Genomic DNA, 20,236 nt, shown 5'->3' with positions numbered 1-20,236 from the left:
TGTCAGTGGGTGGTCAGGCCAGCCGCACTCATAAACATGCGCATCAGGCTGGCCACGACGAACAGGGCCAGCACACTGCCCGTCCAGATCATCGCCAGCCACCCCAGGCGCCGCCACAACGGCTGCTTCTCGGCCTGTTCAATCTCGTGCAACGAAGGTTTGCCGGACATGGAACGCCCCTCCTAGTGGTAACCGTCTTCGTGGGTGACCTTGCCGCGGAACACGTAGTAGCTCCAGAAGGTATAGCCCAGGATGAACGGGATAATGAATAGCGTACCCACCAGCATGAAGCCCTGGCTCTGGGGCGGCGCGGCAGCGTCCCAGATCGACACCGATGGCGGAATGATGTTGGGCCACAGGCTGATACCCAAGCCGCTGTAGCCCAGGAAGATCAGCACCAGCGTCAGCAGGAACGGCGTGTAGTGCGCATTACGCGCCACGGCACGGAACAACCCGTACAGGGTCACCAGCACCAGGATCGGCACCGGCAGGAACCAGAACAGGTTCGGCAGGGTGAACCAGCGCGAGGCGATTTCCGGGTGCGTCAGCGGCGTCCAGATACTCACGATGCCGATCACCGCCAGCAAAACGAAGGCCAACGGTCGCGCCAGGTTGTGCATTTTTTCCTGCAGCGGGCCTTCGGTCTTCATGATCAACCAGGTGCAGCCGAGCAACGCGTAGGCCACGATCAGCGCCACGCCGCAGAACATCGTGAACGGCGTGAGCCAGTCCAGCGAACCGCCGGCAAACTGGCGATTCACCACCGGGATACCATCGATGAATGCGCCCAGCGCCACGCCCTGGAAGAACGTGGCCGCCAGTGAACCGCCGATAAAGGCCTTGTCCCATAGATGACGCTTGTGGTCCTTGGCCTTGAAGCGGAACTCGAAGGCCACACCGCGGAAGATCAGCCCGATCAGCATCAGGATCAGCGGCAGGTACAGCGCCGACAACACCACCGAATAGGCCAGCGGGAACGCACCGAACAACGCTGCGCCGCCCAGTACCAGCCAGGTTTCGTTACCGTCCCACACTGGGGCCACGGTGTTCATCATCACGTCACGGTCGGTCTTGCCCGGGATAAACGGAAACAGGATGCCGATACCCAGGTCGAAGCCGTCCATGACCACGTACATCATGATGCCGAAGATAATGATCACGGCCCAGATCAGCGGAAGATCAATACCCATCTCAATGCCCCTTGTGCTGGATGTGCGCGTGATCGTCGTCGCTGCCATCATCGGCGGCGGACAACGGACGGGCCGGTGTACGTTTCTGGCCCGGGCCACCATGGGTGGGCTCGCTGCCTTCGTGGGTCTGAGGCCCTTTGCGCACCAGGCGCATCATGTAGCCCAGGCCTGCGCCGAACAGCGCGAAGTACACCACCACGAACAACACCAGGGTGATGGTCATCTGCGCCAGGCTATGCCCGGAGGACGCGTCCGCCGTGCGCATCAGCCCGTAGACCACCCACGGCTGGCGGCCGATCTCGGTGGTGAACCAACCCGCAAGTATGGCGATCAGGCCGGACGGCCCCATCCACAACGCCAGGTACAGGAACGGTTTGGACGTGTACATCTTGTCGCCCCGGCGTAGCCAGAGGCTGAACAGGCCGGTGAAGATCATCAGGAAGCCCAGGCCGACCATGACCCGGAACGACCAGAACACGATGGTCGAGTTGGGGCGGTCTTCCGGTGGAAACTCCTTGAGGGCCGGCACTTGCTTATCCAGGGAGTGAGTGAGGATCAGGCTGCCCAGGTACGGGATCTCCACCGCGTACTTGGTTTTCTCGGCCTTCATGTCGGGCCAGCCAAACAGGATCAGCGGAGTCGGTTCGTTGCCGATGTTTTCCCAGTGGCCTTCAATCGCGGCGATTTTCGCCGGTTGGTGCTTCAGGGTGTTGAGGCCATGGAAATCACCGATCACCGCCTGGATGGGCGCAACGATCAGGGCCATCCACATCGCCATGGAGAGCATCTTACGGATCGCCGGGTTGTCCTTGCCGCGCAGCAAGTGCCAGGCTGCCGAGGAGCCGACGAAGAACGCCGTGGCCACAAAGGCCGCCGTGGCCATGTGCGCCAGGCGATAGGGGAACGACGGGTTGAAGACCACGGCGAACCAGTCGGTCGGGATCACACGGCCATCGATGATTTCAAAACCCTGGGGCGTCTGCATCCAGCTGTTGGACGAAAGGATCCAGAACGTGGAAATCAACGTCCCCACGGCCACCATCACGGTGGAGAAGAAGTGCAGGTTGCGCCCGACCTTGTTCCAGCCGAACAGCATCACGCCGAGGAAACCGGCCTCGAGGAAGAACGCCGTGAGCACTTCGTACGTAAGCAGCGGGCCGGTGACGGCGCCGGCAAAGTCCGAGAAGCGGCTCCAGTTGGTGCCGAACTGGTAGGCCATGACCAGGCCGGACACCACGCCCATGCCGAAGTTGACGGCAAAGATCTTCGACCAGAAGTGGTAGAGGTCGCGATAGGTGTCGTTGTGGGTCTTGAGCCACAAGCCTTCCAGCACCGCGAGGTAACTGGCCAGGCCGATGGTGATCGCCGGGAACAGGATGTGGAACGAGATGGTGAACGCAAATTGAATTCGGGCGAGATCGAGCGCCTCCAAACCGAACATAAGTCTTCCTCTGTCAGGTAATACCGGCTGCTGGCGGGAGCCTGCACCCACTGCCCCCACGGATATGGAGTCTGGCGAATTTCGATTCGTTTCTTTTTTTAGCCAACCGCGTAGGGAATCTGGCCCGGAGGCCACCAGGCCGATGCCCGGGCGGGCATTGATCTGGATCAAGCATTGCTGAAAGAGTAGTCCCATTTTCAGGAATGAACTGTGTGGTCTTTTGCCGCGTGACAGACTGCCTCAGCTCAGTTGTTGCAACTATCTGTTACAACTTAATGATAATCTCGGCGCTCCCTTTGGCTCTGATCTGAATTCCCCGATGCCTAGTGAACCCGCGTTGCTGTTGCGTCACCACCGCCCTTTCATCGCGTTCTGGCTGGCGCGCATCTTCACCGCCAGCGGCTTCCAGATGCTCACCGTGGCCATCGGCTGGAACCTCTACCAACTGACCGGCAATGTGCTGGACCTGGGGCTGGTCGGCCTCGTGGAGTTCGTACCGCGCGTACTGTTCATGCTGCACACCGGGCATGTGGCCGATCGCTATGAGCGACGCAAGGTGGCCGCCATCTGCCAGACCGTGCAGGCGCTGATTGCCCTGAGCCTGGCCATCGGCGGCCTGACCGGCAACGTGACCCGCGAGATGATCTTTATCCTCGCCTTCCTGCTGGGTGCCGCGCGCTCGTTCGAAATGCCCACCACCCAGGCACTGCTGCCAAGCATCGTGCCCAGCGCGCTGTTCCCACGCGCCGTGGCCTCGTCGCAGTCGGCCCAGCAACTGGCGACCATTGTCGCGCCGGCACTCGGCGGTTTGCTCTACGCGTTCGGCAGCGTGTGGGTGTATGGCCCTACCGTGGTGCTGTACCTCATTGCCTGCGTGCTGACCCTCAACCTGCCCGCCCGCCAGACCCCATTGAATAAAGGCAAGGCCACCCTGGATTCGCTGCTGGCCGGCATCCGGTTTATCCGCAGCCGCCCGGACATTCTCGGCGCCATTTCCCTCGACCTGTTCGCGGTGCTGCTGGGCGGTGCGACCGCGCTGTTGCCGGTGTTCGCCAAGGACATCCTGCTGACCGGCGCCTGGGGCCTGGGCCTGCTGCGCTCGGCGCCGGCGGTGGGGGCGTTGCTGATGTCGCTGTGGCTGGCGCGGTTCTCGGTGGACCGCCATGTGGGCCGCGTGATGTTCACCGCTGTCGGTGTGTTCGGCGTGGCGACCATCGCCTTCGGCCTGTCCACCTCCTTCTGGTTTTCCCTGGCGGTGCTGGTGGTGCTGGGGGCGGCGGACATGATCAGCATGGTCATCCGTGCGTCCTTCGTGCAGCTGGAAACCCCGGATGAAATGCGCGGTCGGGTCAGTGCGGTCAACGGCCTGTTTATCGGTGCGTCGAACCAGTTGGGCGAGTTCGAATCCGGGATCACGGCCCACTGGTTCGGCACCGTGCCGGCCGTGGTCATGGGCGGGATCGGTACGCTGGTGGTAACAGGCGTGTGGATCAAGCTGTTCCCGACCCTGGCCAACCGTGACCGCATGCACGTGCCGGTGGAAGAGCCTATTCAAAAGACCAGCGTATAACCCGTGTGGGAGGGGGCTTGCCCCCGATAGCGCCATGTCAGTCACAGCATCGTTGACTGACACCCCCCATCGGGGGCAAGCCCCCTCCCACACTTGGATAACCAGTGCTGGCTAGAGCGTGTCAGAGCACCTTATCGAGGGTGATGGGAAATTCCCGCACCCGTTTGCCGGTGGCGTGATAAATCGCATTCGCCACCGCCGCCGCAACACCGACGATGCCGATCTCCCCCACGCCCTTGGACCCGAGGGCGTTGACGATCTCGTCATGCTCCTCGACAAACACCACGTCGATCTCGCCGATGTCCGCGTTCACCGGGATGTGGTACTCGGCCAGGCTGTGATTCATGAAGCGCCCCAACTGATGATCCGTCTGGGTTTCCTCATGCAGGGCCATGCCGATGCCCCACACCACCCCGCCGAGAATCTGGCTGCGGGCCATCTTGGGGTTGACCACGCGCCCGGCGGCAATCGCACTGACCACGCGCCTGACCTTGATGGTGCCCAGGTCTTCGTCGACCCGGACTTCCACAAACACCGCCGAATGGGTCGCGGTGCTATAGCCCTCGCGTTTTTTGTCGGGCTCGCTGTCGACCTGCACCTCCAGCGCGTCTTCGCCACTGTCCTTGACCAACTGCGCCAACGACACACTCACGTCACCGGTATGCAACTGGCCGTCTTCAAAGCGTACGGTTTCGGCCTGCGTGAAGACCGGGTAAGTCTGCCGAGCAATGGCCAGTAGTTTGCCGGTCAACGCTTCGCACGCCTGCTGCACCGCCGTGCCCACCGAAGATACGGTAAACGAGCCGCCCTGCAGCGGTGCGGTAGGCAATGAGGAATCGCCCAACACAAACGCCACGTCCTCGACCGCCACGCCACTGGCCTGCGCGGCAATCTGGGTCATCACCGTGTAAGTGCCGGTGCCGATATCGGTGGTGGCGCTGCTGACCGTCAGCTTGCCCTGCGCGTCGATCCGCGCCTTGGCGCTGGCCTTCATCTGCATGGCTTCCCACACCCCGCCGGCCATGCCCCAGCCGATCAACTGGCGACCGTCGCGCATGCTGCGCGGTTCCGGGTTGCGCTGGCTCCAGCCGAAACGCTCGGCACCTTCGCTGTAGCATTCGCGCAGGGCCTTGCTTGACCAGGGTTTGTCTTCGTTCTGGTTGCGCTCGGCGTAGTTGATCAGCCGCAGTTGCACCGGGTCGATTCCCAAGGCGCAGGCCAGTTCATCCATGGCGCACTCCAGGCCGATCACCCCGAGCGCTGCGCCAGGTGCGCGCATGTCCAGGGGCGTGAACACGTCCAGGGGCACCAGGTTGTAGGTCAGTTGCACGTTGTCGCAGTGATAGAGCATGCCGCTCCACTCCACCACATGTTCGCTGAAATCCTCGAAGCGCGAGGTCTGGCCGATAGCGGTGTGGCCCAGCGCGAGCAAACGACCGTCGGCGGCCGCGCCCATCTGCAAACGCTGCAAGGTGCGCGGGCGGTAGCCGAAGGTGAACATCTGTTGGCGAGTCAGGGTAACGCGCACCGAGCGTTTGAGCGCCAGGGACGCCATCACCGCCAGCGGCAATTGGTACTGCGGGCGCAAACCTGAGCCAAACGCGCCGCCGACGAACGCGGCAAAGATGCGCACCTGGCTTTTATCCAGGCCGAAGACTTTTTGCACATAGGCCTGGCAGTTCTGCGGGCCCTGGGTCTTGTCATGGATATGCAGGGTGCCGTCCGGCTGATACAGCACGGTGCTGGCGTGGGGCTCCATCGGGTTGTGATGTTCGACGGGCGTGCTGTAGTGCAGGTCCAGGCTGAAGGGGGCGCCGCTCCACTCGGCCTGGAAGTTGCCGCGCGGCTTGGGCGGGGTTTGCGGCGAGGCATAGGCCTGTTCCTGCATGGCCAGCAGGTCGGTTTCGAAGGCTTCGGTTGCGTACTCGATCTCCATCAGGGAGCCGGCATGCCGCGCCAATTCGAGGTTGTCGGCGATCACCAAGGCCAGGGGTTGGCCGCTGTACAGCACACGGTCGTTGTACAGCGGGCGGAACGGCGAGCCGTCGGCCGCGTCGTCGTCCTGGAAAGCGTCGTCGTAGCTGGCGATTCTTGGCCGGTTGAGGTGATCAATTACCGCCACCACCCCCGGCAGCGCCAACGCCCTGGAAGCGTCGATACGCAGCACGCGGCCCTTGGCGACGGTACTGGACACCACGCTGCCATGCAGCAGGCCCTCCTCGGGAAACTCACCGGCGTAACGCGCCTGGCCGGTAACCTTGAGCAGACCGTCGACCCGGTCCAAGGGTTTGCCGATGGCAGTCATGGGCGTTCTCCTGCAACAGCGGCGTCACTCAGGGCACGAATGATGCCCCGGCGCGCCAACTTGATCTTGAAGCCGTTGTGTTCCAAGGGTTCTGCGTCTTGCAACAGGGCGTCGGCGGCTTGGCTGAAGGTTTCGCGGCTGACAACCTGGCCGATCAGCCCGGCTTCCACCGCGCGGTCGCGCCAGGGTTTGTGGGCCACGCCGCCGAGCGCCAGGCGCGCATCAATGATGCGGTCGCCGTCCAGCTCAAGGGCTGCAGCGACAGACACCAAGGCGAAGGCGTAAGAGGCGCGGTCGCGAATCTTCAGGTAGTTGCTATGGCTTGCCAGGTTGTCGGCAGGCAGTTCGATGGCGGTGATCAGTTCATCGTCGGCCAGCAGGTTGTCCCGTTGCGGCGTATCACCGGGCAGGCGGTGGAAGTCGGCGAACTCGATGATCCGCGCACCGCCACGGCCCTCGACATGCACCCGCGCCGCCAATGCCGCCAGGGCGACACACATGTCCGAAGGATGGGTAGCGACACACTGCTCACTGGCACCGAGGATCGCATGGATGCGGTTCAAGCCGGTGCGCGCCGGGCAGCCACTGCCGGGCTCGCGCTTGTTGCACGGCACCGTGGCGTCATAGAAGTAGTAGCAGCGGGTGCGCTGCAACAGGTTGCCGCCGGTACTGGCCATATTGCGCAGCTGCGGCGAGGCACCGGCGAGGATGGCTTGGGAGAGCAACGGGTAACGCTGTTCGATCAACGGGTGCCAGGCCAGGTCGGCATTGCTCACCAGGGCGCCGATCAACAGTCCGCCACTGGACGTTTGCTGAATGTCATGCAGCGGCAGGCCGGTGATGTCGATGAGGTGTTCGGGGCGGCTGATGTTCTCTTTCATCAGGTCCAGCAGGTTGGTGCCGCCGGCGATAAAGCGCGATGCGGCGCTGCTGAGGTGCACGGCCTCCTGTACGCCGGTCGGCCTGCTGTAATGGAAGGGGTTCATGGTTTGCCCTCCAGGACTTCCTCGATGGCATCGCGGATATTGCTGTAGGCGCCGCAGCGGCACAGGTTGCCGCTCATCAGCTCCTGGATCTGCGCGGTGTCGTGGGCACGGCCTTCATTGGCCAGGCCCACGGCGGAACAGATCTGGCCGGGGGTGCAGTAGCCGCACTGGAAGGCGTCGTGCTTGATAAACGCCTGCTGCATCGGGTGCAGTTGGTCGCCGTCGGCCAGGCCTTCGATAGTGGTCAGCTCGGCGCCGTCGCACATCACCGCCAGGGTCAGGCAGGCATTGATCCGCTTGCCGTCGCGCAATACCGTGCAGGCGCCGCATTGGCCGTGGTCGCAGCCTTTTTTGCTACCGACAAGGTCAAGTTGCTCGCGCAGAAGGTCGAGCAGTGTGGTCCACGGCAATACATCCAGTTGGCGGTCCTGGCCGTTGAGGCTCAGGCGTATCGAGTGGCTGACGAACGGTTGGGCCGCCGCGCCATTGGGGGTTGCGCTCATAAACACCTCACGGGTTGGTGGACATCCGCGGCGTTCAGGGAAATCGCCGTCTCAGGGGTACGACTTCCCGGGGTAATGAGCGTTCAAGGTGATTGATCAGCGGATATTGAGCAGCGTCGTCAGGGTGTTCTGCGGGGGGTTGATCGAGGAATTGCTGTATTGGAACCAGCCCTGGGCCTGCACGTTCAGGTCAAATACATAGATGTAGCCCATCAGTGTGCCGGCCCCGTTGCAGGCCTCGCTGATGTTGCCGACCTGGCAGACCGCCGTGCGCTGCCCATTGAGCTCTGCGCCATCAAAGCGGCCCATGGGGTTGTTGCCCAGGCCGACTTCCATGACTGACACCTTGGTGGGCCCACGGTGCGTGCACATCTGCGTGCTTTGTGCGCGCTCGGGGATGGTTTCCGTGCACGCCGCCGATTCAACCTTGAACACGCGCACTTCGCTCAACGGCGGTGCAGTCGCGCCCCAGGCCGGTGCTGCGCCGAGCAACAGGCTGATACAGGGGATCAGGGCTAGACTCCACAGGCTGGCGTTTTTCATGTTGCAGATGACCTTGGTTTAAACGTCGGCGCAGTATGCCTCAAGGCCTCGGCTGCTGGTATGATGCGCCGCTTTTTCCGATCCTCTCTGAAACCAAAGGCGCTTGGCGCAGTTTGTGCTTTGACTTAGAGGTCAACAAATCACGACGCCACAGAGCGTCACAGGGAGCAGGCATGCTGGAAAAGCTGTTTCAACTCAAGGCACACAACACCAACGTGCGCACCGAGATCCTCGCGGGCATCACGACATTCCTGGCCATGGCCTACATCCTGTTCGTGAACCCGAGCATCCTCGGCGAGACCGGCATGGACAAGGGCGCGGTGTTCGTCGCGACCTGCCTGGCGGCCGCCATCGGCTCGACCGTGATGGGACTGATCGCCAACTACCCGATCGCCCTCGCGCCGGGCATGGGCCTCAACGCCTTCTTTACCTACACCGTGGTGCTGCACATGGGCCACACCTGGCAGGTGACGCTGGGTGCGGTGTTCATTTCGGCGGTGTTGTTCTTCCTGTTGTCGATCTTCCGTATCCGTGAGTGGATCATCAACGCCATCCCCCTGCCCCTGCGCTCGGCGATTGCCGCCGGTATCGGCCTGTTCCTGGCTTTGATCGCCCTGCACAACGCCGGCATCGTGGTCAGCAACCCGGCCACCATGGTGGGCCTGGGCGACTTGAAACAACCGGCACCGATTCTCGCCACCCTCGGTTTCGTGCTGATCGTGGCCCTGGAAGCCCTGGCCGTGCGCGGCGCGGTGCTGATCGGCATCCTGGCGGTGACCCTCGTGTCCATCCTGCTGGGCGTCACGCCTTTTGGCGGCGTCACGTCGATGCCACCGTCCCTGGCCCCGACCTTCCTGCAGCTGGATATCAAGGGCGCGCTGGATATCGGCCTGGTCAGCGTGATCTTCGCCTTCCTGTTCGTCGACCTGTTCGATAACTCCGGCACCCTGATCGGCGTGGCCAAGCGTGCCGGCCTGATGGGCAAGGATGGCCACATGCCAAAAATGGGCCGTGCGCTGATCGCCGACAGCACCGCCGCCATGGCCGGCTCCCTGCTCGGCACCTCGACCACCACCAGCTACATCGAGTCGGCGGCGGGCGTGAGCGCCGGCGGCCGCACCGGCTTGACCGCCATCGTGGTCGCGATCCTGTTCCTGCTGGCGTTGTTCTTCTCGCCACTGGCCGCCAGCGTCCCAGCCTTCGCCACCGCGCCGGCCCTGCTGTTCGTGGCGGTGCTGATGACCCAGGGCCTGGCCGAAATCGACTGGGACGACATTACCGTAGCAGCGCCGGTGGTGATCACCGCCCTGGCAATGCCTTTCACCTACTCCATCGCCAACGGCATCGCCTTCGGTTTCATCGCCTGGACCGCCATCAAGCTGCTTTCGGGCCGCTACCGTGAGCTGAACCCGGCGCTGGTGATTCTGTCGATTCTGTTCGTGATCAAGCTGGGCTGGTTCAACGCATGACTTTTGACGCCGCACGCTACACCGCTCAACTGCAAGACAAGGTCACGCGCTTGCGTGACCTGTTGGCACCGTTCGACGCGCCCGAGCCGCAGGTCTTCGACTCGCCGCTGCAGCACTTCCGCCTGCGCGCGGAGTTCCGCCTGTGGCGCGAAGGCGGTGAACGCCACTACGCGATGTTCTCCCAGGACGACAAGCGCACGCCGATCCTGATCGAAGCGTTCCCCATCGCCAGCCAGCGCATCAACCAGTTGATGCCGCAGCTCAAGGCCGCCTGGCAAGCCAGTGCCGCCCTGAGCCACAAGCTTTTCCAGGTGGAGTTCCTCACCACCCTGGCCGGCGACGCGATGATCACCCTGTGCTATCACCGCCCGCTGGACGAGCACTGGCACACCGCCGCCAACCAGCTGGCTGCCGACTTGAATGTCAGCATCATCGGCCGCTCCAAGGGCAAGCGCGATGTGATCGGCCATGACTACGTGGTGGAAAAGCTCGAAGTCGGCGGGCGCACCTTCAGCTATCGCCAGCCCGAAGGTGCCTTCACCCAGCCCAACGGCAAGGTGAACCAGAAGATGCTCAACTGGGCCTACGACGCCCTGGGCGATCGCCCGGATGATCTGCTGGAGTTGTACTGCGGCAACGGCAACTTCACCCTGCCCCTGGCGACGCGCGTGCGCAACGTGCTGGCTACCGAAATCAGCAAGACCTCGGTGAATGCGGCCCTGAGCAACCTCGATGAAAACGCGGTGGGTAACGTCACGCTGGTGCGTCTCTCTGCCGAAGAACTCACCGAAGCCCTCAACGAAGTGCGCCCGTTCCGCCGCCTGCACGGCATCGACCTGAAAAGCTACGAATTCGGCAGCGTGTTCGTCGACCCACCGCGCGCCGGCATGGACCCGGACACCTGCGAACTGACCCGACGCTTCGACAACATCCTGTACATCTCCTGCAACCCGGAGACGTTGGCGGCGAACATCGCGCAACTGCATGACACGCATAAGATTACGAAATGCGCGATGTTTGACCAGTTTCCGTGGACGCACCACATGGAATCCGGGGTGTTGTTGACGCGCCGGTAATACTGCAGGACACCGAAGATCCAAAGGTGGGAGGGGCTTGCCCCCTCCCACATCGGAGCAACTATCGTTGTCAGGCCGAAGGCTGGAAATACCCCGCCAAGGCCCGCAAGTCCTGCTCGCTCAGCAACCCCGCGTAATACTTCAGCTGAATCCTCGCCAGCAGATAGGCATGTCGCGCATTCGCCAAATCGCGGCGGGCGGTGAAGAGTTGTTGTTCTGCGTCGAGCACGTCGAGGTTGACCCGCTCACCGCCGGCCACACTCTTTTTCGTCGCAGCGACTAAAGCCGTGGCAGAGCTGACGGCCATTTCATAAGCACGCACTTTGGCCGCGCCGCTGGTGTTGAGGTTGAACTGTTTGCGCAACTCCACCAGCGTGGCCGAGGTTTGCGCGTCCAGTTCGTATTGGGCCTGGGACAGTTGATTAGCCGCCTGGCGCGTAGAGGCCGATACGCCGCCACCGGCAAACAGCGGCAGGCTGACCTGGATGCCGACGGTGTTGGTGTCGTACTTCTGGTTGTAGCTGCTCTCCGAGTCGGAGTGGGTCTGGCGGCTGGAGGCGTACAGGCTGACCTTGGGCAGGTGCCCGGCGCGTTTGCGCTCCACTTCATAGGCGGCCACTTCCAGGGCGTGGTGCTGGGATTGGAGTTCCGGGTTGTTGGCCATGGCCAGTTCGCGCCAGGTTTCGAAACGGTTGGGTTCCAGCGGCGGGATCTCGAATTGGCGCGTCAGTGGCGCCAGTTCTTCGATCTGCAACGGTTGGCCGACGATGGCTTCCAACTCGCGCAGGGCGCTGTCCTGGGCATCCTGGGATTCGATTTCTTCGGCCTGGGCCAGGCTCAGGCGCGCCTGGGTTTCCAGCACATCGGTACGCGTGCCTTCGCCACCTTTGAGCAGGCGGTCATTGAGTTGCAGGCGCTCGGCATACGCACGTTTCTGTGCGCGGCTCAGCTCGATTCGCTCCTGGGCCAATAAAGCCTGGCTGTAGGCGTTGAGCACCCGCACCGCCAGCTCCTGGCTCTTGCCGCGAAAGCGTTCATCGGCCATCAACGCCTGGGCGGTGCCCTGGCGAAAGCGCGCGTAGGCCTCGTAATCCAGCAGCGGTTGTTGCAAGGTCAGGGTCGACGCGTAACTGCGGTAGTCACGGTCACTGGTGACATCACCCGCCGTCACTTCGGATTCGTTGCGCGAGTTGTTGTAGCTCCACGATAGGTTCGGCAACAGCGCCGCGCGGCCGATCACGCGGTTTTCTTCACCGGCTTCACGCGCCTGGATCGCGGCCTGAAAGGTCGGGTCATTGCGCAGGGCCAGGTCGTAGGCATCCAGCAAACCCAAGGCGTGCGCCGAGGTACACCCCAAACACAAGGTAAACAGCAGCGCCTTCATTCTTCCACCAGCGCCATGTGGGTGCGATCCATCAACGGTTTGAACAGGTAGTTGAGCATCGAGCGCTCGCCGGTCTTGACGAAGGTTTCCACCGGCATGCCCGGACGGATCTGCACGCCGTCCAGTTGCTGCATGCCCGCCGCGCTGACCTGGGCACGCAGCGTGTAATACGGCTCGTCGGTGCGCTCATCGACCTGGCGGTCCGCCGAAACCAGGGTCACCTCACCGGCCACCCGTGGCGTGGTGGATTGGTTGAACGCCGAGAACATCAACTCCACCGGCAAGCCCGGATGCACTTTGTCGACCATCTGCACCGGCACCCGCGCCTCCACCAGCAAGGGCTCGCCCTGGGGCACGATGTCCATCAACGCCTGGCCGGGTTTGATCACGCCACCTTCGGTGTACACGTCCAACCCCACCACCACGCCCGACGCCGGCGCTCGCACCAGGCTGTTGGCCAGTTCGAACTCGGCCGAGGCCAGGCGATTGCGCAGGTCGTCGCTGCGGGTGCGGGTCTCGGCCAACTGGCCGCGCAGGTCTTTCTGGAAGTCTTCGCCAAGCTGGCGGATGCGCAGGCGCAGTTCCATCATCTGGCGCTGCAATTGGCCGATGCGCCCGTCGTCCTCGGCGATGGCGCCGTCGATCTGGGAGTACAGCCGCTCGCTGTCGAGCAGGCGGTTGCGCGGGATGTAACCGTCACGCGCCAACTCGCGCAGGCCTTGCAGTTGCTCATTCAACGCCGCCCGCTGCCGGACTTTGCTCGCTTGCGAATCCCGCGTGCCACGCAACTGCGCCTCGGCGCCGGCGATGGTTTCGCGCAGGCCTTGTTGCTCGGTGGCCAGTGCCTGGGCCCGGCTCTGGAACAGTTGCCGTTGCAGGCTCAGCGTGCCCGCCGCCTCGGGATCGTTGAGCAGCTCGGGGCCGAAGCTGATCGCCGCCAGCCCTTCGCTTTCGGCACTCAAGCGCGCCTCACTGGCCAGGGATGCCAGGTACTGGCTGCGCAGGGACTGCATCTGCCCGCGCAAAGGCGTTTCTTTCAAGCGCAGCAGGACCTGGCCGGCGCTGACCACATCACCGTCGCGCACCTCGATGCGCTCCACGATCCCCCCGGCCGGGTGCTGCACCGTCTTGCGATGGCCCGAGACCATGACCTTGCCCGGCACCGCAACACCCTTGTCCAACGGCGCCAACGCTGCCCAGCCGAGAAACCCGGCAAAACCGCCGAGCACCAGCAGCCAACCCAGGCGCGAATATTTTTTATCATCCAGCGCCAGCACATTGTTCGGCGCGTCACTGATCAGCACGGGTTTGCTCTGGCTCATGCCTGTTTTCCTTCACCAAGGCGGTAACTCATGTTCAGGGTCGACACTGGCTTGCTCGCTGCCGGTTTCTGCCGTGCCTCCAACACGCGGGCCGTCGGCCCGAAGGCCTGCAACTGGCCGTCCTTGAGAATCAGCAACTGGTCCGTCAGGGTCAGTACGTTGGGCTTGTGGGTGATCAGGATCACCGTGCGGCGCTGTTGCTTGAGCTGGGCGATGGCCTGGAGCAGGGCCTGTTCGCCCACTTCGTCGAGGTTGGCGTTGGGCTCGTCCAGCACGATCAGCGCAGGCAGGCCGTACAGCGCACGCGCCAGGCCGACCCGCTGTTTCTGGCCACCGGACAGCCCGGCGCCGCCTTCGCCCAACGGCGTGTCGTAGCCTTGCGGCAGTTGCAGGATCAGCTCATGCACGCCGGCCATTTGTGCGGCGGCGAGGACCTTGTCCGCGTCGACCTCGGCAAACCGCGCGATGTTTTGCGCGATGCTGCCAGCGAACAGCTGGATGTCCTGCGGCAGGTAGCCAATGTGCGGGCCCAGTTGCTGCTTGTCCCACAGGGCCAGGTCGGCACCGTCCAGCCGCACCTTGCCGGCCAAGGGCGCCCAGGCGCCCACCAGGATCCGGGCCAGGGTGGATTTGCCGCAGCCTGACGGCCCGATCACCCCCAGTACCTCGCCCGCCGCCAGGCTGAAACCCAGGTTGGCCAGCGCCGGTCGGCGGCTGCCGGGGGCGCAGGCGCTGATTTGCTCGACGCTCAGTTGGCCCTTGGGCACCGGCAGGCTCATGCGTTCGGGCCGGGCCGGGTTGGCCTCCAGCATCTGTGACAGGCGATCAAACGCCAGGCGCGCCGAGCCCCACTGCTTCCACACGCCGATCAACTGGTCGATGGGGCTGAGCACGCGGCCCATGAGGATCGAACCGGCGATCATCATCCCCGGCGTGATGTCACCCTGCACCGCGAGCAACGCGCCCAGGCCCAGCACCAGCGACTGCAATGCCAGGCGCACGCCCTTGGACCAGGCGGTGACGGTCGCGGTCTTTTCACTGGCCAGGTTCTGCTGCGCCAGGAACGCCTGGTGCTGGCCGAACCAACGCGCGCGCAAGGTGGCGAGCATGCCCATGGCTTCGATGGTGTCGGCATTGCGCAGGTTAGCCGTGGCCTGCTGGCTGGCGCTGATCGACAGTTGGCTGGCCAGGGCCATCGGGGCCTGGCTGACGTGGTGGTTGACCCACGCCAGCACGATCAACAGCACTGCGCCGACCAGCGCCAACAGCCCGAGCCAGGGGTGGAACAGAAAGATCACCAACAGGTACACCGGAAACCACGGCGCATCGAAAAACGCGAACAACGCCTGGCCGGTGGCGAACTGACGTAGCGTGGTCAGGTCATGCAACGCCTGGCCGGCCGCCTGGGTGCCGCCCTTGAGTTGCGCTTCATACGCGGCGTCGTACACCCGCTGGTTCAAGCGCATGTCCATCTGCGTGCCGAGACGGATCAGCACCTGGCTGCGCACCCACTCCAACGCGCCCATCAGGCCGAACAAGCCAAGGATCATCAGCGTCAGCATGAGCAGGGTCATCTGGTTGCCCGAAGCCAGCACCCGGTCGTACACCTGCAGCATGTACAGCGCCGGGGCGAGCATCAGCAGGTTGATCACCGCCGAGAACAGGCCGATGTTGAAGAAGCCACTTTTATAGGCCGTGAGGGCAGCCAGGGTTTCGTTGCCGGCGTGGCGCATCTGGGGATTCTCAAAGGGTTGAGCGGGCAGCGCCGTCGCGTTGACAGGCTGTACGACGCTGCGCAGAATTCGGCACCGCCGTCGCTGAAGAGATAGAAGGCTTGGGCGACGGCGGTGTGTCATGCGGCGAATGGGAGAGCGATCTTCCATTCGCTTTTTTGCTTAAGCGGCCAGCGCGAAGTCCTGAGGCACGTCTTGCACGCCCACCAGCGCCACGTCGGAGGCGGCGACAGCAGCCGAGTCCACATGCGCCACACCGGCAGCGGCCAGTTGGTCGAACGTCGAGTTGATCGACAGACTTGGGTCGATGTCCTTGAGCAGGGAGTCGATCGCCGACGCCAGTGCCGAGCTGTCGCCGCTCATCAGGCCGTAGACGATTTTGTGCACCTGGCCGTCGCGGCCTTCGGACTGCAGGCTCGACAGGCCCAGGTTGGCGAAGCTGACTTCCTGCTCGGCGAGGGCGTAGCTACCGCCGGCAGCGCCGCCCGTCAGAATGGTGCCCAGGTCCAGCGAGTCGATCGAACCCCACAAGGTGTGCGACGGCGGGTTGAACAAGGTGTAATGCAGGTCGCCGTTGGCCACCACCGCGGCATCGCTGACGGTGCTCGACACGCCATATTGGGTGCCGTCGAACGGGCCAGGATTGAAACCACCGGTATTCGAACCCTCTTTGACCGACCCTTCACGGTGGTTCAGGTCACCAAAGTAAGCCGACCAGTCGCTCAGGTACTCGGCAACGGTGTTCGCGGCGAAGGCGGTGCTGTATGAAATAGAAATGCTCATGCAAAACTCCAAGTCATGGGGTGGTATCTCCGCAGCAAGCCAGTGCCTGCTGTGGTTTTGCCCGTCACTGGGCAAAATCGGTCAGAACTGATATTCAACGGTGCCCTGTAAGGTGCGCCCACGCCCGAGGGTGAAGGCCAGTACGTCGCCCAGCGGCACCAGGTAGGCGCGGTCGGTGACGTTTTCCATGGCCAGGCGCAGGGTCAACTGCTCGGTGGCGCGGTAGCTGCTGTAGAGGTCATAGACGGTGTAGGACTTCCAGTCAGCCGGGTAGACGCCGGTTTGCGAGGTGGTCACGCCGGCGCCACCTTTGACGTAGTAACCGCCGCTGTAGCGCGCACGAACCCCCACATCCAACTTGCGCTCGAACAAGCGTGCGCCCAGCGTCGCGGTGCCGCGGTCCATCGGCATGTGTTCGGAGGAGCCCAGGATCGCGCTGCAGCTCTGCCCCGCATTGGCCACGTCGTCCGGCACCATCGCGTCTACCGGCGCTCGGCTGCCCGGGCCTTTCTGGATCTTGGTGACACCACCCAGCCACGCGGTCTTGCTGCAGAACGTATTACTGCCGAGCATGCGCGTGTAGTTGAACTGGCCGTAGGCGAACCCGGCGTCGTAATCCAACTGGTACTCCAGGCCGCGAAAACGGGTGGTTTCCAGGTTGTTCACATACGCCGCATTGCCGATATTGGCGATGCCATAACCGGGCGGCTGCACCCCCAGGGCCATATAGGAAAAGTCATCCACGCGGGTGTTGAAGTAGGACACCTTCATGCCCACGCGGTCCTCGGCGAACAGCAGGTCTTCCTTGAGCACGTTGAAGCCGACCTCCCAGGCCGTGGACGTCTCGGGCTTCAAGTACGGGTTGGGGAAAATCGACTCCGAACCGCCGCCGTGGGGCCGGCCGCTGACCAGTGTTTCGGTGACGGCCGGAGGGCGCCAGCCCTTGCCGTACGTGGCGAACAGTTGCAGCCAATCCACGCCGGGCTTGACTGACAGGCCGAAGGTCGGCGAGACGTGCCCCTCTTCCCGATCCACGTCATAAGTCATGGGCAAGCCGATCTGTCGCGTGGTGCCGATGATGAAGGTACGGGTGTTCAGGCCGGTCTCGCCGCGCAGCCGATAGCGGTCGTAACGCAACCCGGCATTGAGGTTCAGCCAGTTGTCGTAGTCGTAGTCCAGGCGCGCGAACAGGCTGCCCATCGCCCGGTCACCTCTGGGCGTGATGCTTTCCGCCGCCGAGGCCGTCACCGCCGAATCGGCGGCCACCATTTGATTGGAATCCGGCCGGACCTTGTCGTAGAAAAACTCCAGGCCGTAGTTGGCCTTGATTACCGACAGCTCGCTCAAGGCGAAGGTCGAAATGTTCTGCGCCTGCAAACCATAGGTGTTGGTCTGATAGGTAACGTCGTAGCCCTTGCTGCTGCCACGGGTCAGTGTGGTCTGGTCATTGCGGGTGTCGACGTAGTAAAGCTTGGCCTTGAAATCGATCAGCGGGTTGTCCGGCGTGTAGCTGTAGTCCAGTGCGAAGTTCTGCGCCGTGACATTGCTGCTGCCGAGCTTCTCCCACAGCTGGGCCTTTTCGGCGGTCATCATGTTGACGTCGTCGTAGTCGACCTCGGTGGTCAGGTAGCTCAATTGCAGACGCTGATCCACCGGCAGGTTCAGACCCAGCTTGAGCAGGCGTGAACGCATCACCGAGCCGGTGTACTCGACGGTGGAGTTTTTGATCCGGTCTTCACTGGCCGGCAGGAAAGAACTGCCGGTGCGCAACTCGCCGATGCTGCCCCGGGTGCCGGGTTTGTAGTCGCCGAGATGACGTTCACTGGCAGCCACCAACATGTCCCACACATCGGTGCCCACGGCAAACGCCGAACTGCCGATAAAATGCGTGCCGTTGCTGCGCCCACCCAGCCCGGTGGTCAAGCGGATGCGCCCACCGATTTCCTTGCCGCCCTTGAGCAGGTCGGCGGCTTCCACGGTGCGAAAATTGGCCACACCACCGATCACCCCGGCGCCGCCCATCGTGGACGTGGCGCCCTTTTCGATCACCACCTCCGACAGCAATTCCGGGTCGACATACAGCGTGCCATTGCGTTGCTGGTGGCCACTTTGCTGGTAGTTCTGGCGCATGCCGTCCACCGACATGTTGACCCGGCCGTAGTCCTGGATGCCGCGAATATTCACCGACAAACCGGGGTCTTGCTGGCTGACCGCCGAGTAGACGCCCGGCGCCTCTTCGAGCATCTCGGCGGCATGCCGTGGTGGGTTGCGATCCAGTTGCTCACGCCCGACCACACTCACCGACCGTGGCGACGAATACACCCAGTCGTTGGGGTGCAGGCCGGTGATCGTGGTGGTCGCCAGTGCCAACGCGGCGCCGCTCTGCTCGACGCGGGTCAGGGTGACTTGGCGTTCGCCATTGAAGCGATACTCCACCGGCGCATTCCCCAACAGACGCGCCAAACCTTCCTGCACGCTGTATTGCCCTCTCACGGCCGTGCTCTGCAAACCGGCCAGGCGCTGGCTGTCGAACAGCACTTGCAGGCCGGCCTGGTCGGCGAATGCCAGCACAGCACTGCCCAGGGACTGCGCGGGGATATCCAGCATCAGCACCGCAGGGCGTGCAGCATTCGCCTGAGACTGAGCAGCGAATACCGGAGCCACAGCGGCGAACAGGCCCAAGTGGATGGCCAGGGCTAACCGGCTTGCGGTGATACGCCCCTTGTTGAGTGCTGACATTTCTGTTGTTCCCTGCGCTGAGCGTTTTCTTGTTTATGCGAATGCTTCTCACCTAGCAAGACGTGCGACGCGCAGGAAGTCAGTAAGGTTTTTTGAAAGTTTTTCAGGAAGGGGGATTTCAGGCGGTGGGAGCAGGCTCCCACCGGGTCATCAATAGATCAGGCTGAGGCCAGCCAGGTCCAGGCGTTGCACCTGCAGTTCCTGGGTCAGCGTGGCAAGGGCGGTGTCGAGCATGTCGAGGCGGAACACGCCGCTGACTTCACGCTCGCCGAGGGCCGAGTCAGTCAACACCACGCGCCCGGGACGGTAGCGGTTGAGTTGTTCGATGACATAGGCCAACGGCTGGCGATCAAAGATCAACACACCGCGTCGCCAACTGGTGGCGCGCGCGACGTCGAGTTGATCCAAAGGCACGATGCCTTCCTGAGTGCTGTAGCGTACGGCCTGGCCTTGTTTGACCACTTTGTCGGCCGGGCCTTTTTTCGGGATGGCTTGCAGCGTGACCTCGACACTGTGTTCCAACACCCCGGTCCACGCCTGGCTGTCGCCCTCGCGCTCCACCACAAACTTCGTGCCCAGCGCCCGGGTCTGCCCGCCGGCGCTCTGCACCACGAACGGTCGGGTTTCCTCGCCCACCTTCGGTGCCACATCAAAGATCGCCGAGCCCTGCAGCAGGCTGATGCGGCGTTGCACACTGTCGTAATCCAGGCGGATGGCACTGGCGGAATCCAGCTCGACCTTGCTGCCATCGGCCAGGTGCACGGTGCGCACTTCGCCTTTCTCGGTGATGTAGTCGGCCTGCATGCGCAGCAACAAGTCCGGACCACGCACCCAGCCGACACCGGCTACCACCACGACCAGCGCGACGGCCGCCGCACGTTGCCATGGCCGGCGCCGCCTGGTCCCGCGCACAGGCTGCGTCGCCGTCGACGGGCGCTGGCGGTTCACCGGCGGTTCCTTGTACACCTCGCCCAGTGCCGCCCAGGTCTGTTCGGCAAAACGCAATGCCGCTTCGTGGCGGCTGTCGCAGGCGATCCAATGCCGCAATTCGGCCTGCTCCTGTTCGGTCAGGGCACCGGCGTGCAGGCGCACCGCCCACTCGGCGGCCGCCTCGGTAATGCTGTGCTGCTGCGGACCCTGGCTATTCACGTGTGAATCTCGAATTTTTCGTTATATAACGCTGTGACGAGTG

16 protein-coding genes are annotated in these 20,236 nt (G+C 63.4%); 3 read left to right on the top strand and 13 right to left on the bottom strand.

All coding sequences use genetic code 11. From position 1 onward, the window contains the following. Positions 1 to 2: 2 nt before the first annotated feature. The 3 genes from BM017_RS21815 to BM017_RS21805 are packed head-to-tail and all read right to left on the bottom strand — an operon-like array spanning position 3 to position 2,631. Positions 3 to 170 carry a DUF2474 domain-containing protein gene (locus tag BM017_RS21815; protein WP_071489954.1) on the bottom strand — a complete coding sequence of 56 codons (168 nt, stop codon included), beginning with the start codon at positions 168 to 170 and terminating at the stop codon, positions 3 to 5. A 12-nt stretch (positions 171 to 182) separates the two neighbouring features. Beyond that, the gene (cydB, locus tag BM017_RS21810) at positions 183 to 1,190 is read right to left on the bottom strand and encodes a cytochrome d ubiquinol oxidase subunit II (RefSeq protein ID WP_092248277.1); all 1,008 of its coding nucleotides are present in this window, start codon (positions 1,188 to 1,190) and stop codon (positions 183 to 185) included. A 1-nt stretch (position 1,191) separates the two neighbouring features. Next, positions 1,192 to 2,631, bottom strand: coding sequence for a cytochrome ubiquinol oxidase subunit I (locus BM017_RS21805; RefSeq protein ID WP_071489952.1), 1,440 nt, complete (start codon positions 2,629 to 2,631; stop codon positions 1,192 to 1,194). Between the two features lie 319 nt (positions 2,632 to 2,950). Between BM017_RS21805 and BM017_RS21800 the strand changes: the two genes are divergently transcribed. Next, a complete protein-coding gene (locus tag BM017_RS21800) occupies positions 2,951 to 4,201 on the top strand; it encodes an MFS transporter (protein ID WP_092248274.1) in 1,251 nt (416 codons plus the stop codon). A 121-nt stretch (positions 4,202 to 4,322) separates the two neighbouring features. Here BM017_RS21800 and BM017_RS21795 read toward each other — a convergent pair whose 3' ends face one another. The 4 genes from BM017_RS21795 to BM017_RS21780 form a co-directional block, all read right to left on the bottom strand. Next, a complete protein-coding gene (locus tag BM017_RS21795; RefSeq protein ID WP_092248271.1) occupies positions 4,323 to 6,506 on the bottom strand; it encodes a xanthine dehydrogenase family protein molybdopterin-binding subunit in 2,184 nt (727 codons plus the stop codon). Continuing rightward, positions 6,503 to 7,492 (bottom strand): FAD binding domain-containing protein, encoded by a 990-nt coding sequence (locus BM017_RS21790; RefSeq protein ID WP_092248269.1) that lies wholly within the window; start codon positions 7,490 to 7,492, stop codon positions 6,503 to 6,505. The genes BM017_RS21795 and BM017_RS21790 overlap by 4 nt, the downstream gene beginning before the upstream one ends. Beyond that, complete coding sequence (locus tag BM017_RS21785; RefSeq protein ID WP_071493627.1) at positions 7,489 to 7,995, bottom strand: (2Fe-2S)-binding protein; 507 nt, start codon at positions 7,993 to 7,995, stop codon at positions 7,489 to 7,491. The genes BM017_RS21790 and BM017_RS21785 overlap by 4 nt, the downstream gene beginning before the upstream one ends. 96 nt (positions 7,996 to 8,091) lie before the next feature. Next, the gene (locus BM017_RS21780; protein WP_092248266.1) at positions 8,092 to 8,538 is read right to left on the bottom strand and encodes a DUF4879 domain-containing protein; all 447 of its coding nucleotides are present in this window, start codon (positions 8,536 to 8,538) and stop codon (positions 8,092 to 8,094) included. Between the two features lie 173 nt (positions 8,539 to 8,711). Here BM017_RS21780 and BM017_RS21775 point away from each other — a divergent pair, with 173 nt between their 5' ends. Both BM017_RS21775 and trmA read left to right on the top strand, forming a co-directional pair. Next, a complete protein-coding gene (locus BM017_RS21775; RefSeq protein ID WP_092248263.1) occupies positions 8,712 to 10,007 on the top strand; it encodes an NCS2 family permease in 1,296 nt (431 codons plus the stop codon). Then, the gene (trmA, locus tag BM017_RS21770; protein ID WP_092248259.1) at positions 10,004 to 11,083 is read left to right on the top strand and encodes a tRNA (uridine(54)-C5)-methyltransferase TrmA; all 1,080 of its coding nucleotides are present in this window, start codon (positions 10,004 to 10,006) and stop codon (positions 11,081 to 11,083) included. The genes BM017_RS21775 and trmA overlap by 4 nt, the downstream gene beginning before the upstream one ends. Before the next feature lie 70 nt (positions 11,084 to 11,153). On the opposite strand, the gene BM017_RS21765 is transcribed toward trmA, so the two are convergent. The 6 genes from BM017_RS21765 to BM017_RS21740 all read right to left on the bottom strand — a co-directional run bounded on the left by BM017_RS21765 (position 11,154) and on the right by BM017_RS21740 (position 20,193). Then, entirely contained in the window at positions 11,154 to 12,467 is a 1,314-nt protein-coding gene (locus BM017_RS21765) for a TolC family outer membrane protein (protein WP_092248256.1), read from the bottom strand. Further along, positions 12,464 to 13,789, bottom strand: coding sequence for an HlyD family type I secretion periplasmic adaptor subunit (locus BM017_RS21760; RefSeq protein WP_092248253.1), 1,326 nt, complete (start codon positions 13,787 to 13,789; stop codon positions 12,464 to 12,466). The genes BM017_RS21765 and BM017_RS21760 overlap by 4 nt, the downstream gene beginning before the upstream one ends. Further along, positions 13,786 to 15,522, bottom strand: a complete 1,737-nt coding sequence (locus BM017_RS21755) for a type I secretion system permease/ATPase (protein ID WP_092248250.1) — start codon at positions 15,520 to 15,522, stop codon at positions 13,786 to 13,788. Before BM017_RS21755 ends, BM017_RS21760 begins: the two co-directional genes overlap by 4 nt. Before the next feature lie 162 nt (positions 15,523 to 15,684). Beyond that, positions 15,685 to 16,305 carry a heme acquisition protein HasA gene (locus BM017_RS21750; RefSeq protein ID WP_092248247.1) on the bottom strand — a complete coding sequence of 207 codons (621 nt, stop codon included), beginning with the start codon at positions 16,303 to 16,305 and terminating at the stop codon, positions 15,685 to 15,687. Positions 16,306 to 16,386: 81 nt separating this feature from the next. Next, positions 16,387 to 19,044, bottom strand: a complete 2,658-nt coding sequence (locus BM017_RS21745) for a TonB-dependent receptor (protein WP_092248244.1) — start codon at positions 19,042 to 19,044, stop codon at positions 16,387 to 16,389. Between the two features lie 150 nt (positions 19,045 to 19,194). Beyond that, a complete protein-coding gene (locus BM017_RS21740; RefSeq protein ID WP_092248241.1) occupies positions 19,195 to 20,193 on the bottom strand; it encodes a FecR family protein in 999 nt (332 codons plus the stop codon). Positions 20,194 to 20,236: the final 43 nt, after the last annotated feature.

Origin of the sequence: Pseudomonas sp. NFPP04 (genome assembly GCF_900113815.1) — a bacterium.
Taxonomy (GTDB): domain Bacteria; phylum Pseudomonadota; class Gammaproteobacteria; order Pseudomonadales; family Pseudomonadaceae; genus Aquipseudomonas; species Aquipseudomonas extremorientalis.
Note: the sequence above shows the minus strand (reverse complement) of the source record. Positions and strands in the feature narration are given on the sequence as shown.

What these genes read in the sequence shown, in the direction of transcription:
- BM017_RS21805 (WP_071489952.1), bottom strand. Translation starts at nt 2,631, where the DNA reads ATGTTCGGTTTGGAGGCGCTCGATCTCGCCCGAATTCAATTTGCGTTC.
- BM017_RS21755 (WP_092248250.1), bottom strand. Translation starts at nt 15,522, where the DNA reads ATGCGCCACGCCGGCAACGAAACCCTGGCTGCCCTCACGGCCTATAAA.
- BM017_RS21800 (WP_092248274.1), top strand. Translation starts at nt 2,951, where the DNA reads ATGCCTAGTGAACCCGCGTTGCTGTTGCGTCACCACCGCCCTTTCATC.
- BM017_RS21765 (WP_092248256.1), bottom strand. Translation starts at nt 12,467, where the DNA reads ATGAAGGCGCTGCTGTTTACCTTGTGTTTGGGGTGTACCTCGGCGCAC.
- BM017_RS21780 (WP_092248266.1), bottom strand. Translation starts at nt 8,538, where the DNA reads ATGAAAAACGCCAGCCTGTGGAGTCTAGCCCTGATCCCCTGTATCAGC.
- BM017_RS21745 (WP_092248244.1), bottom strand. Translation starts at nt 19,044, where the DNA reads ATGTCAGCACTCAACAAGGGGCGTATCACCGCAAGCCGGTTAGCCCTG.
- BM017_RS21750 (WP_092248247.1), bottom strand. Translation starts at nt 16,305, where the DNA reads ATGAGCATTTCTATTTCATACAGCACCGCCTTCGCCGCGAACACCGTT.
- BM017_RS21815 (WP_071489954.1), bottom strand. Translation starts at nt 170, where the DNA reads ATGTCCGGCAAACCTTCGTTGCACGAGATTGAACAGGCCGAGAAGCAG.
- BM017_RS21785 (WP_071493627.1), bottom strand. Translation starts at nt 7,995, where the DNA reads ATGAGCGCAACCCCCAATGGCGCGGCGGCCCAACCGTTCGTCAGCCAC.
- BM017_RS21790 (WP_092248269.1), bottom strand. Translation starts at nt 7,492, where the DNA reads ATGAACCCCTTCCATTACAGCAGGCCGACCGGCGTACAGGAGGCCGTG.
- BM017_RS21760 (WP_092248253.1), bottom strand. Translation starts at nt 13,789, where the DNA reads ATGAGCCAGAGCAAACCCGTGCTGATCAGTGACGCGCCGAACAATGTG.
- BM017_RS21795 (WP_092248271.1), bottom strand. Translation starts at nt 6,506, where the DNA reads ATGACTGCCATCGGCAAACCCTTGGACCGGGTCGACGGTCTGCTCAAG.
- BM017_RS21775 (WP_092248263.1), top strand. Translation starts at nt 8,712, where the DNA reads ATGCTGGAAAAGCTGTTTCAACTCAAGGCACACAACACCAACGTGCGC.
- cydB (WP_092248277.1), bottom strand. Translation starts at nt 1,190, where the DNA reads ATGGGTATTGATCTTCCGCTGATCTGGGCCGTGATCATTATCTTCGGC.
- trmA (WP_092248259.1), top strand. Translation starts at nt 10,004, where the DNA reads ATGACTTTTGACGCCGCACGCTACACCGCTCAACTGCAAGACAAGGTC.